The 12,523-nt window shown below is 45.9% G+C and carries 11 protein-coding genes and 2 tRNA genes; all 13 read right to left on the reverse strand.

The genetic code is table 11. The features are described 5' to 3' along the window. The coding region (locus ACEYCN_RS04295) for an amidophosphoribosyltransferase (protein ID WP_373713069.1) at window positions 1–605 on the reverse strand (605 nt) is incomplete at its 3' end. A gap of 47 nt (window positions 606–652) precedes the next feature. Then, window positions 653–4,378: a phosphoribosylformylglycinamidine synthase gene (locus ACEYCN_RS04300; protein WP_373713070.1), complete on the reverse strand. Its 3,726-nt coding sequence runs from the start codon at window positions 4,376–4,378 to the stop codon at window positions 653–655. Next, window positions 4,378–5,085 carry a phosphoribosylaminoimidazolesuccinocarboxamide synthase gene (gene purC / locus ACEYCN_RS04305; protein WP_373713071.1) on the reverse strand — a complete coding sequence of 236 codons (708 nt, stop codon included), beginning with the start codon at window positions 5,083–5,085 and terminating at the stop codon, window positions 4,378–4,380. The genes ACEYCN_RS04300 and purC overlap by 1 nt, the downstream gene beginning before the upstream one ends. Before the next feature lie 106 nt (window positions 5,086–5,191). Continuing rightward, window positions 5,192–5,437 (reverse strand): phosphopantetheine-binding protein, encoded by a 246-nt coding sequence (locus ACEYCN_RS04310; protein WP_373713072.1) that lies wholly within the window; start codon window positions 5,435–5,437, stop codon window positions 5,192–5,194. A 1-nt stretch (window position 5,438) separates the two neighbouring features. After that, the gene (plsX, locus tag ACEYCN_RS04315) at window positions 5,439–6,437 is read right to left on the reverse strand and encodes a phosphate acyltransferase PlsX (protein WP_373713073.1); all 999 of its coding nucleotides are present in this window, start codon (window positions 6,435–6,437) and stop codon (window positions 5,439–5,441) included. A 99-nt stretch (window positions 6,438–6,536) separates the two neighbouring features. Then, window positions 6,537–7,304, reverse strand: a complete 768-nt coding sequence (recO, locus tag ACEYCN_RS04320; RefSeq protein ID WP_373713074.1) for a DNA repair protein RecO — start codon at window positions 7,302–7,304, stop codon at window positions 6,537–6,539. Continuing rightward, window positions 7,292–8,467 (reverse strand): pyridoxal phosphate-dependent aminotransferase, encoded by a 1,176-nt coding sequence (locus tag ACEYCN_RS04325; RefSeq protein WP_373713075.1) that lies wholly within the window; start codon window positions 8,465–8,467, stop codon window positions 7,292–7,294. The genes recO and ACEYCN_RS04325 overlap by 13 nt, the downstream gene beginning before the upstream one ends. Window positions 8,468–8,578: 111 nt before the next feature. Next, complete coding sequence (locus ACEYCN_RS04330) at window positions 8,579–9,535, reverse strand: ribose-phosphate diphosphokinase (protein ID WP_373713079.1); 957 nt, start codon at window positions 9,533–9,535, stop codon at window positions 8,579–8,581. 95 nt (window positions 9,536–9,630) lie between these two features. Beyond that, window positions 9,631–10,827: a peptidoglycan hydrolase PcsB gene (gene pcsB, locus ACEYCN_RS04335; RefSeq protein WP_373713076.1), complete on the reverse strand. Its 1,197-nt coding sequence runs from the start codon at window positions 10,825–10,827 to the stop codon at window positions 9,631–9,633. An 83-nt stretch (window positions 10,828–10,910) separates the two neighbouring features. Further along, window positions 10,911–11,426, reverse strand: coding sequence for a rod shape-determining protein MreD (gene mreD / locus ACEYCN_RS04340; RefSeq protein ID WP_373713077.1), 516 nt, complete (start codon window positions 11,424–11,426; stop codon window positions 10,911–10,913). A gap of 2 nt (window positions 11,427–11,428) precedes the next feature. After that, complete coding sequence (gene mreC / locus ACEYCN_RS04345) at window positions 11,429–12,259, reverse strand: rod shape-determining protein MreC (protein ID WP_373713078.1); 831 nt, start codon at window positions 12,257–12,259, stop codon at window positions 11,429–11,431. Between the two features lie 62 nt (window positions 12,260–12,321). Then, window positions 12,322–12,409, reverse strand: a tRNA-Ser gene (locus ACEYCN_RS04350). A gap of 13 nt (window positions 12,410–12,422) precedes the next feature. Then, window positions 12,423–12,496: transfer RNA gene (locus ACEYCN_RS04355), tRNA-Ile, on the reverse strand. Between the last annotated feature and the right edge of the window lie 27 nt (window positions 12,497–12,523).

Raw genomic sequence — 12,523 nt, forward strand, 5'->3', positions numbered from 1 at the left:
ACCCAGGCCCCATTTTTCATTTTTCCGATGGAAAGGGGACGAAAACCGTTGGGATCCAGCGCAGCTATCATCTTGTCCTCAGTCATGAGGAGGTAGGCAAAGCCACCCTTGACCGTATTGAGGGCCTCCTTGACCTTGCCCAGAAATTCCGGATTGTGGCTCCGGCGAATCAGGTGCATGAGGATTTCCGTATCGGATGACGCATTGAAGATGGCACCCTGGTCCTCCAAGGCCTTTTTCAGGGTCAGAGCATTGGTCAGATTGCCATTGTGGCAGAGACCAAACTGTTCATTGGTAAAGCGATAGAGGAAGGGCTGGACATTGCTGATGGAGGCTTCGCCAGCTGTCGCATAACGGACATGGCCGATAGCGGCTGACCCGGTCAGTTTATCCAGGTCTTCTGGCAACCTGAAAACTTCTGACAGGAGACCTGTATCGCGGTGTCCCCGCAGTTTTCCATTGTCGTTTGTTACAATTCCCGCTCCCTCTTGACCGCGGTGCTGCAGACTATGGAGACCAAAATAAGTTACCTGGGCCGCATCTGGATGGCCCCAAATACCAAAGAGTCCACACTCTTCATTGAGCGATTTTACTTCGTATGTCATGTTTTTTCCTTTTAAATTGAAAGAGCTCTTTATCTGACGAATGGGCATTACCGACCTGTGAAATAGCGGACCGCTGATTCAAAGAGTTTTTGGTCTTTATTCCCAGGAATGTTTTGGAAAAGTCCCTCTTCATAGCGTTCTGAGTGACCCATCTTACCGATGATTTGGCCATTTTCACTGCAAATTCCTTCGATGGCATGGCTGGAACCGTTTGGATTGTAGAGTGAATCCATGGATGGTTGCCCATCAAAGTCTACATACTGGCTCCAAATCTGACCCTTATTGCGCAGTTGAACAAATTCCTCATCGGTGACCACAAATTTTCCTTCCCCGTGGGAGACTGGGATGGCATGGATATCTCCAACCTCCACTCCCGCCAACCATGGCGAATTAACATTGGCAATCCGGGTTTCCACCATCTTGGCCACGTGCTGGTTGGCATCATTGTAAAAGAGGGTCGGGCTGCTGGCATGGGCATCCTCAAAGTTTCCGTAAGGCAGAAGGCCTGATTTGACCAGGGCTTGGAAACCATTACAGATACCGATGATGAGACCGCCTTTGGCGATAAAGGCATCAATGGCTGCCCGTACTTTTTCATTGAGCAAGATATTGACGATAAATTTCGCAGAGCCATCTGGTTCATCGGCCGCTGAGAAACCACCCGCAAAGAAGATGATGTTGGCCTCTTGGATATGGGCGACCATGTCCTCCACAGACTGGGCAATAGCTGCCTCGTTGAGGGTTACAAACGGCACCAGTTTGACCTTGGCACCGGCCTGTTCAAAGGCCTTGGCCGAATCATACTCGGAGTTGGTACCAGGGAAGACAGGAATGTAGACCAGGGGCTGCTCCACTCTTTCCTGGGCTTGAATGACCGCATCGGATGCCACTGCTGGCACGGCTTGCAAATCTGTCGCCTGTTCAAATACGGTTGGATAAACCTCTTCCAGCTTCCCTTCATAGGCAGCAAGGAGCTTGGCACCTGCAAGGACCTGGCCATTCACTGTCAGGTCAAAGTCAGCTACCGTTTGACCAAGCTGGATGGCTTCTGGAATCTCATCTGTTGATGTGAAGACAAAGCCGCCCAATTGACCGGTCAAGCTGCCAGCCACTTCATCCAGCTCGATTCTGGCACCGATTCGATTTCCAAAGCTCATCAGGGCCAAGCTTTCCAGCAGGCCTCCATACTTGACGGCTGAGGCAGCTGTGATGGCATACTTGGCTTGAATGGCCTCGAAACTTGCAAAGTTTGATTTTATCAAGTCAAAGTCAATAGTTTCTGAAATGGCTTGGCCAGGCAGATAGTAGATAGAGTGGTCAGCGGCCTTAAATTCTGGCGAGAGAACCTTGTCCACATCCGCTGTTGTCACCCCAAAGGCTACCAGAGTTGGCGGAACAGTCAATTCCTCAAAGGTTCCAGACATGGAATCTTTTCCTCCGATGGAAGGCAGCCCCAGCTGAATTTGGGCTTCAATAGAGCCCAGCAAGGCAGCCACAGGCTGGCCAAAACGTTCTGCCTGCTTGTCCATCCGCTGGAAGTATTCCTGATAAGAGAAGCGGGCCTGGGACCAGCGACTACCCGTCGCAACCAGGCGGGCAGTTGCTTCAATGACCGCATAGGCCGCTCCATGATAAGGAGACCATTCTGCGATATAAGGGTTGAAGCCTTGGGCCATCACAGAAGCCGTCTTGGTCACTCCATTTTGAACTGGTAATTTCTGCACCGAACTTTCGGTTGGCGTGATTTGGTAGCGGCCACCGATTGGATGATTGACCGTTGAGCGGCCGACTGAAGAGTCAAAGATGGTTTGGAGACCCTTTTGGCTGGCATGGTTGAGGTCAGACAAGACCTTGACCGTATCAGCTTCTAAGTTTTCAAGAGAGGTCGTCCGTACTTCTGGTACAGCTACCTGGCTATCCACCACCTTGGCATCCACCACGACACGGACCCCGTTGGTATCCAGGAAGCTCCGCTCAATATCCACGATGGTCTGTCCATTCCAGGTCATGACCAGACTTGGTTTTTCCGTCACAGTCGCCACGACAACTGCATCGATATTTTCCTTGGCACAGGCTGCGATAAAGGCATCAGCATCCTCTGGACGAACAACCACAGACATGCGCTCTTGAGACTCGGAGATGGCAATTTCGGTTCCATTGAGACCCTGGTACTTGAGCGGTACCTTGTTCAAATCGATTTCCAGACCGTCCGCCAATTCACCGATGGCCACACAGACACCACCAGCCCCAAAGTCATTGGATTTTTTAATCAAACGTGTCACATCACCATTGCGGAAGAGCCGTTGAATCTTGCGCTCCTCGATGGCATTCCCCTTTTGCACCTCAGCGCCAGCCGTTTCCACCGACTCGACCGTCTGCACCTTGGACGAACCAGTAGCACCGCCGACACCATCGCGACCGGTTTTCCCACCCAAAAGAATAACCAGATCACCAGCCACAGGTTTTTCACGGACCACATTGCCCTTAGGCGCTGCACCGACAACCGCACCCAGCTCCATCCGTTTAGCTACAAAGCCCGGGTGGAAGTATTCCTTGACATAGGTCGTGGCCAAACCGATTTGATTTCCATAAGAAGAGTAGCCATGAGCCGCCGTTTTGGAAATGACCTGCTGTGGCAGTTTTCCTGGACGGGTTGCAGCCAAGGGTTGGGTGATGTCGCCTGCACCAGAAATGCGCATAGCCTGATAAACATAAGACCGCCCTGACAAGGGATCCCGAATGGCTCCGCCAATACAGGTCGCAGCCCCACCAAAGGGTTCAATTTCTGTCGGGTGATTGTGGGTTTCATTTTTAAACATGAGGAGCCAAGGTTCCTTGATACCATTGACATCCACTTCAATCTCTACCGAGCAGGCATTGATTTCATCTGAAACCTCCATGTCATCCATCCGGCCATTAGCCCGCTCGTAGCGGCCAAAAATAGTCGCCATGTCCATAAGAGTCTGGGGTTTGTCAGAACGACCCAGCTCAGCCCGCATCTTCAGGTATTTGTCGTAAGTGGCTTGCAGCTGAGACTGGAATTGTGATGCTGAAAAATCAATCGCCTTCAATTCCGTTTCAAAGGTCGTATGACGGCAATGGTCAGACCAGTAGGTATCCAAGACCTTGAGCTCAGTCTCTGTTGGCACCCGCCCGATAGACCGGAAGTATTCTTGGATAAAGACCAGGTCATCCACTTCCATAGCCAAGCCCTGCTCCGCCTTGTAGGCTGCAAAGTCTTCTGCAGAATAGGTCGCAAAAAAGTCCAAGTTTGGAATGGTCTTATCGGACTCAGAAAAATCCTGCTGGGCAATGCCCTGACGAATATCCTTGAAGCGAGAATCCACTGGATTGAGAAGGTAGTTCTGAATGGCCGCCAATTCAGCTGCATCGATGTCCTTGTTAACCAAGTAAAGTTGAGCCGTATGCACCACCACATCATTGGCACTGCCTAAGAGCAAAAGAGCTTCCTGGGAACTGGCCGCCCGCTGGTCAAACTGACCCGGCAAACTTTCAATCGCAAAAAAAGCATACTGGTCCAGTTCAGCCCGAAGATCCGCTTCTGCCAAAAGATTATCCGTTACCTGCTCGGAAAAAATATGCTTTTCAGCCCGCTCAAACAGGGCCTCAGACAGGTTAAAGACATCATAGACTTGTACCAGACGAAGACTGGTCAAGCTAGACAACTGCAAATTATGGGTCAGCTCCTTCAACAAAGCCTGCGCCTTAATCCCAAAATGAGCCTTTTTCTCAACGAAAATTCTCTTATCCATCAGTGTAACTCCTCTAATTTTTTCAAAACAATTTCATAGACATCGGTCAAGGAACCCAAGTCTCTGCGAAAGACATCCTTGTCCAAATGATTCCCATCCGCATCCCAGAGCCGGCAATTATCAGGCGAAAACTCATCCACCAAGATGATTTTTCCATCCTTATCCTTACCAAATTCCAGCTTAAAATCGATTAAATTGAGGCCAATCTGAGCAAACCAAGCCTTCAACAAATCATTGATTCGATAGGTTTCCGCCTTGATATAGTCCACTTCCTCAGATGTCGCAATCTGCAGCAAGTCGATATGATCCTCATTGATAAAGGGATCATCCAAATCATCATTTTTATAGTAAAACTCAATAATAGACCGAGACAAGGTTTGACCTTCCTCGATTCCGAATCGTTTGGCAAAGGAGCCCGCCGCCACATTTCGCAGGACTACTTCTAGCGGTACCACTTCCACCTTTTTGTTCAGTTGCTCTCTTTCGGACAAGCGTTTGACAAAGTGAGTCTCCACCCCTGCTGCATTTAATTTCTCAAAAATCAAAGATGAAATCTGATTGGCCAAGCTTCCCTTGCCTTCAATAGTCTCCTTACGAGCACCATTGAGCATGGTGGCCTGATCCTTATAAACCGAAACAATCAAATTTTCATCATCCGTTGAAAAAATATCCTTTGCCTTTCCCGAATAAAGCAATTCTTTCTTCATTTATTGTTCGCCTTTCCTAGTTCTTCATCTAAATTATAACACACCAATATACAAAACAAAAGAATTAACAAATCTTGGTTTTTAAAAATATAAAAAACGTCCGTTTTTAACGAACGTTTTGCTTGTTGAAAATATAGGAAACGATTTCTGAAAGGGTGTGCAGGTTTTCAATATCCTGATCAGGAATTTCCAAACCAAATTCATCTTCCAAGCTAATGATAAATTCCATAACCTCGACAGAGTCGTCTGCAATTTGATCATTCAAGGACAAATCTGGACTGACAAGAAAGTCTTCGCCCTTTAACTCTGACAAAATCTGTTGGATTCGTGCGTAAATTTCTTCAGTTGTCATCTTATTCCTCCTTGATAGAAAATTTTTCGACTGATTTTTGAACCACCTGGCTATCCAACATGGTCCGAATCTGCTTGATGGTGCTGAAAATAGCCTTGGCATCGCTGGAACCATGAGCCTTAACCACAGGTGCATTGAGACCAAAGAGGACCGCTCCGCCCGCATCCGAGTAGTCTAGGGTCTTCTTCAGCGAGCGCAGGGCATCCTTCATAAAAAGGTAGCCAATCTTCGCCTTCCAGCCCCCATTTTCGATGGCGGATTTGAGCTGGCCCATGATGGATATAGCTGTTCCCTCTACGGTTTTCAACACAGCGTTTCCCGTGAAACCATCCGCGACAATGACATCGGCCACTCCGTTTAAGAGCTCACGCGCTTCCACATTGCCCACAAAATTGAGACTTTCATCCGCAGCTAGGAGAGCATAGGTTTCCTTGCGAAGGGGATCGCCCTTGCTGTCCTCGGTCCCGTTATTGAGCAAACCAACCCGAGGCTTGGCCACACCCCGCACATTTTCTGCATAAAAAGCTCCCAGAACCGCATACTGATGGAGGTGCTTGGCTGTATTTTCAGCATTGGCCCCCAAATCCAACATATCAAAGCCCTGACCATCCACAGTCGGAAGGGTCGAGAGCAATCCAGGCCGTTCAATGCCCTTGATGCGACCGACCACAAAAAGCCCCGCCGCCAGGAGCGCCCCAGTATTGCCGGCTGACAGAACTGCATCAGCCTGCCCCTCTTTCACTGCCCGGGCTGCTAAAACCATAGAAGCATCCTTTTTCTTCCGAATGGCCTTGGCTGGCTCATCATCCGAATTAATTTTTTCACTTGTATGAATAATGCTGACCCGTTCTGTTTGGGTCAAATATTCCTTGATTTTGGCCTCATCACCATAGAGCTGAACCTCAATATCTGGAAAGGCTGCCAGGGCCTGATTGACCCCCTCCACAATGGCCTTTGGTGCATGGTCTCCACCCATAGCATCCACTGCGATTTTCTTCATTCTTTGATTCCTCCCTATCACTACTGGCCTTATTATAGCATATTTTACCAGCATTTTCAGTTTCAAAAAGACTGCCTTCTCAGACAATCTTTCCGCTTATTATTCATCCTGCTTTTTCATGATGCTGCCCCACTTGCCCAGATCATCGATAAATTTCTTGCTTTTGAGGTGAATACCGACATATTCCTCATAAAGCTGGTCGATAAAGAGCCGCAGCTTTCTCTTCATCTCAGGCTTGATGGAAATAGTCTCCAAGTCCGCAAAAGAAATGGATTGAAACTGGTCCAGCAAGTACAAGAGATTGGGATCCAGATGAGGTCTCCTTTGATCTTCCTGATAATGCTGGGGACAGAGCACTCCCGAATACTGATACGAATAGTCAAAAGGCAGGCCTGTCCGGTGACAAAAGACACATTCATGAAAATTCAAGGAAACCCCAAAACGCCCCAGAAGCTGAATCTCAAAAATATTGGTCAGCACTTCCGCATCCAGACCAGCTTCCATCAATTCCAGCGTCTTTTCTACAAACGCAAAGAGTGCCGCATCTGCTACCCCATCCTGCATACAGGCATCCGCCAGCGATACGACATAGGTCGCATAGGCCAGCCGAAAAATGTCACCCTGAATCTCCTTAAAGGTCTGAATCTCATGAACATCATCAATATAACCCAGACCCTCTTCATTCAATTTGACACTGTAGTCTGCCAGGGTCAAGGCCTGAATCCCAGCTGTCAGCTTGGACCTGCTGGCATGTTTAACCAAGAACATTCGCTTCCCGGCCCCTTGGGTAAAAATCTTGACCAGCTTGTCATCTTCGCGAAAGTTTCGATTATAGAGGACCAGGCCCCTTGTTTCTAGCCTTTGCATTCTTCCATGTATTCCTTCAAGCGTTTCATGGCTTCTTTGATGGTTTCCATGCTGGCCGCATAAGAAATCCGAACATAACCTTCTCCAAATTGGCCAAAGGCCGCTCCTGGAATCAAGGCCACAGCCTTTTTCCGGGCAAAATCCTGCAAGAAACTAAAGGAATCCTGATTAAAGTCAGCTGGTATTTTGGCAAAAATATAGAAGGCCCCATCCGGCTTGATGATTTTATAGCCCAAATCGGTCATCTTTTCGATGATATAATCCCTACGAACCCGATACTCCTCCCGCATCGGCAGAGCATCATCCTTACCGTTTTTAAGGGCCTCGATGGCGCCAAACTGCATAGGAGTAGCCGCCGCCGTCACCAAGTACTGGTGGCTCTTAATGAGCTGGCTGATAATCATCGGAGAAGAGAGAATGAGACCAATCCGCCAACCGGTCATAGCATGGGATTTGGACAAACCTTGAATCAAAATCGTCTGCTCAGGCAAGTATTCTGCAATGGAAACATGAGGTTCTCCAGTGTAGGTCAATTCAGAATAGACCTCATCGGACAGGACAAAGATTGGGTATTTTTTCAAGACTTCCGCAAATCCCTGAATCTGCTCACGGGAATAGGTCACCCCAGTCGGATTGGCCGGATAGTTGAGGATGACCGCCTTAAGCTTATCCCCTTGCTCCAAAATGGCTGCCTCCAGCATCTCAGGCGTCAAGACGAAATCATTGGCTGTCGTATCAATTTCAACGATATCCGCCCCTACCATATTGACAATAGGCTCATAACCAGGGTAGGCCGGCGCTGGCAAAAGAACAGTATCCCCTGCCTCCAAGATACCCACTAAAGAAGCAGACAAGGCCTCTGTCGCCCCAATAGTCACCAAAATCTGATTGTCTGGCGCATAAGATAAATTGTATTTTTCTGCCAAAAATTCTGAAGCAGCCTCCCGCAAGGCCGGCAAGCCAGCCATCCCCGTATAGCGGCTCTCGTTGGCATCAATAGCCGCCTTGGCTGCCTCCTTGACATGATCAGGCGTCGTAAAATCAGGTTCCCCCAAGGTCAATTTTAAAATTCCAGGAATATCTGAAATTGACTGATCAAATTGCCGAATCATAGAAACCTCGATTCGGTCTAACTGCTTATTAAAACGCTGGCTCAAATCCATCTTAGCACCTCATATTTCTTTTATCTTTTTATTATAATATAATTTTCAGAAAATTGACACTAGAAAAAGAGCCATTGATTAGCAATAACTCTCATCTTTCACATATATTCCTTAGCTGTTAAACAACGGAGACAAAGGCCGTTTCTCATGGATTCGGATGATCGCTTCCGCCAGCAGATCAGCTGTTGAAATCAATTCAATCTTATCAATCAAGCGATCCTCAGGAATCGCAATCGTATCCAAGACTACCAATTTCCTAATGGCAGACTGGCTGATATTGTCCATGGCAGGACCAGACAAAACAGGGTGAGTACAAGAAGCATAAACCTCAACCGCACCGGCTTCAGCCAAAGCATCTGCCGCATGACAAATAGTACCAGCCGTATCAATCATATCATCAATTAGAATACAGGTCTTCCCTTCAACATTCCCGATGATATTCATGACCTCTGAAGTATTCATCTTGTTAACGCTACGACGCTTATCAATAATAGCAATCGGTGTCTTTAAGTACTGAGCTAACTTCCGAGCACGGGTCACTCCACCATGGTCTGGAGAAACGACAACATAACCCTCTCCTGTCATTCCTCTACGTTCAAAATAATCAGCAATCAAAGGCGCTCCCATCAGGTGATCGACTGGAATATCAAAGAAGCCCTGAATCTGTGCTGCATGCAAATCAATGGTCAAAATCCGGTCCACGCCAGCTGTTTCCAGCATATTGGCTACCAATTTGGAGGTAATAGGTTCACGGGCCCGTGCCTTTCGGTCCTGACGGGCATATCCATAGTAAGGAATAACAACATTTACTGACTCTGCAGAGGCCCGTTTCAAGGCATCCACCATAATCAAAATTTCCATTAAATTATCATTAACAGGTGAACTCGTTGATTGGAGAATATAGACATGAATACCACGAATAGACTCTTCAATATTGACCTGAATCTCACCATCTGAAAATTGACGAACTGTAGATTTTCCAAGTGGAAAACCAATTTGCTTTGCAACCTTTGCTGCTAGTTCCTGATTGGACGAAAGTGCAAACAACTTTAAGTCAGAAAACGCCATGATATCCTCCAAATTTTTCTTCTCTACCATTTTAACGTTTTTTCAATCATTTTTCAATCAAAAAAGAAATGTGGAAAACCACATTTCACTAATACTTATGGATAGATATAGCCTGCAATTCCATCAGCTGCTGGATTGAACCAACCACGGTAGTTTCCAACTGACATATTACCTGCATAGTTTGATTCTACAACTTGAATTTGTGAACCATTAACAGCTGTTACAACAGCAACGTGACCATAGTAGCTATTTGTCCATACTGCTACAGCACCAACTCGAGGCGTTGAACCTGTGCTGAATCCAGCTGCACGTGCACTGCCGAGCCATTGACCGGCATTTCCCCAATAGTTCCCAACCCAAGGAGCTGCTTGTTTAGCACCCCAAGTACATTGACCAACTGGGTAAGTGTTCCCTGCACTGCTATACGTCACAGGAGTGGTTACTGGAGTGGAAGTTACTGGTGTAGAGGCCACTGGCGTTGATGCTGCCGGTGTAGAAGCAGCTGGTGTAGTGGCAACTGGTGCAACCGGCGTTACTGCCGCTTGTTGTTGCTCACGAATTTTTCTTTGCTCTTCTTCATAAGCTGCCTGACGTGCTGCAGCTTCTCTAGCTGCTTTCTCAGCTGCCTCTTTTTGAGCAACTAATTCTGCTTTTTTATCTTCAGCAGTTGCTTTTTCAGCCGCTAAGTTTAATTGTGCTGCTTGAAGAGCTGCCTCTTGTGTCTCAAGGTTTTTCTGATCAGCTGCTAACTTCTGTTGGTTTTCCCAAACCGTATTGATAGCTGCTTGATTTTCTTCTTGTTTCTTAGCAAGGGCTTCCTTATCAGCCTTTTGCTGTTCCAACATACGATTATTAGCTGAAACAATTTCACGCATCGCATTAACACGAGAAACAGCATCTACAATCGATTTTGAATCTAAGATTGTGTTGATATAGCTTGTAGCTGAAGCGTCTGTCTGAGCGCTACGTGCTTGTTCTTTCAAAGCACCATCACGGGCAATAATATCTGCAGTCAGTTGTTCAATCTCTGCAATCAATTTTTGAGATTCTGCTTCCAATCTTTCATTTTCCGCAGTCAATTTTTCTTGTTCTGCACGAATGGTGTCTACCTGAGCTTGAATAGCATCAACCTCTGCTTGAGCAGCTGCCTGTTTAGCAGAAATCTCATTAATTTTGCTATCCTGTGCTGCAATTTGACTATCCGTATCATCCGCTTTTACTGATACTACACTAGCAAAGCTTGTTAAAGCAATTGTACTCAATAAAAGTGTTGCTACGATTTTTTTCTTCATAACTAGATAAACTCCTCTATTCTTTATGACTATATCATTTTAACAAAAAAAACGCGCCTGTATGTTACGCGTTTATTACAATTTTATGTCTTATTCGTGATTCCAAATAGCGGTTTTAGTAAGGGTTGCAACAAAAGCAGAAGAATTGAATTAAAAACCAAGGTCGGCAACAAATCGTTGAAAACGAAGATGAACATAGATAAATTTGTCAAAGAAAATAACCGAGCCAATAAAAATGCAAAAAATTTAAAAACAAATAAAATGACAACTAAAATAATATGATTGGTAATCGTCTTAAATGATAGGTTTTGATAAAAATAATAAATTAGGTAAACTGCCAAAGGCAAGAGGGTGACAGCAATTCCAAGAACTCCAAAATAGTACAAATCGTACAATAGACCCATGACAGCAAAGAGAGACACACTATAAACTATCGACAACTGAAAGGAAAGAAAGATAGCAACTATCAGTAGGATATGGCTCGAAACGAGGATCGAACCTGGCAGCCAATTAATCAATAGCGTGGATAACTGTCCATCCAGAAGAAAGGCCAAGAAAGTCATCACGGGCGCCAAATAAGTGAGATATTCTTTTTTCATCGTTATTGCCCCACTACCATTACGGCATAAATATTGGAAAAATTAGCCGATGGCGTAATATACAACTCTCGATTAAGACTGCTCGAACTTGTCTTCACAGAAGCAACCTTTCCAATCGGAATATTAGACGGAGTACCCCCAGCCAAATCACTGGTAACCACGCTGCTACCTACTGGAATTTCTGCGTTGCTATTCAATTGATTAACCACAAAAGAATGACTGTCCGTATCGTAACCAGAAAGAATGCCATAAACATCCGTTGTGTCTAAAGCAATTTTGACCGGAATTTTAGAAAACTCATCTGAATTTGTCAAAAGCTTAACCGTTGTGGAATGCCCATCAAGAGAATCAATAGCCCCAATCAGAGCCCCATTGGCAACCACGAGCATATCTGTCGTTAACCCATCATCTTGACCAATATTCAGCATTAACTTCTGATTCCAAGAATGCGGGGAACGTTCAGAAACCAAGGCAGAAAAGAAACGCTTGTCCGCATGCTGTTCTTTCATCTCAAGGTTCTTTCGCAGACTTTCATTCTCGTTCTTTAAAGATTCCATCTCTGAAACAGCATTCTCCAGGTCTGACAGAGTGCTTTTTAATTCCTGATTTTCTTTATAGGCAGAAATCAAATCAGTCAAATAGTCTTTTTGTTTTGACAAAAACTGAGTTGGCCTTGAAACTACGCTACCAAAAAACGAAACGGTTTGCCTAGCCCCACTCGTGAGAAATGGAATTTCCAGACCTTGATAGGCAGTTAGAAACAAAAGCGATAAAGAAAAAACAGACAAAACTGAGACTACAACAATCAATTTAGATTTTTTATACCGATTCATAAAAACTCCTCAACATGCAGATACAATAAAACGAGAATATCCTAAGATAATCTCGTTAACTACGGAGAATAAGGGATTCGAACCCTTGCGCCGGTTGCCCGACCTAACGATTTAGCAAACCGTCCTCTTCAGCCTCTTGAGTAATTCTCCATCTCTTGAATAATGGGCACGAGTGGAATCGAACCACCGACCTCACGCTTATCAGGCGTGCGCTCTAACCATCTGAGCTACGCGCCCAAGTAAAACTTGGATTGAAATGGTAAC

The sequence above is a fragment of the Streptococcus sp. genome, from assembly GCF_041802885.1.
Classification (GTDB): Bacteria; Bacillota; Bacilli; order Lactobacillales; family Streptococcaceae; genus Streptococcus.

What these genes read in the sequence shown, in the direction of transcription:
- ACEYCN_RS04300 (WP_373713070.1), bottom strand. Translation starts at nt 4,378, where the DNA reads ATGGATAAGAGAATTTTCGTTGAGAAAAAGGCTCATTTTGGGATTAAG.
- purC (WP_373713071.1), bottom strand. Translation starts at nt 5,085, where the DNA reads ATGAAGAAAGAATTGCTTTATTCGGGAAAGGCAAAGGATATTTTTTCA.
- ACEYCN_RS04310 (WP_373713072.1), bottom strand. Translation starts at nt 5,437, where the DNA reads ATGACAACTGAAGAAATTTACGCACGAATCCAACAGATTTTGTCAGAG.
- plsX (WP_373713073.1), bottom strand. Translation starts at nt 6,437, where the DNA reads ATGAAGAAAATCGCAGTGGATGCTATGGGTGGAGACCATGCACCAAAG.
- recO (WP_373713074.1), bottom strand. Translation starts at nt 7,304, where the DNA reads ATGCAAAGGCTAGAAACAAGGGGCCTGGTCCTCTATAATCGAAACTTT.
- ACEYCN_RS04325 (WP_373713075.1), bottom strand. Translation starts at nt 8,467, where the DNA reads ATGGATTTGAGCCAGCGTTTTAATAAGCAGTTAGACCGAATCGAGGTT.
- ACEYCN_RS04330 (WP_373713079.1), bottom strand. Translation starts at nt 9,535, where the DNA reads ATGGCGTTTTCTGACTTAAAGTTGTTTGCACTTTCGTCCAATCAGGAA.
- pcsB (WP_373713076.1), bottom strand. Translation starts at nt 10,827, where the DNA reads ATGAAGAAAAAAATCGTAGCAACACTTTTATTGAGTACAATTGCTTTA.
- mreD (WP_373713077.1), bottom strand. Translation starts at nt 11,426, where the DNA reads ATGAAAAAAGAATATCTCACTTATTTGGCGCCCGTGATGACTTTCTTG.
- mreC (WP_373713078.1), bottom strand. Translation starts at nt 12,259, where the DNA reads ATGAATCGGTATAAAAAATCTAAATTGATTGTTGTAGTCTCAGTTTTG.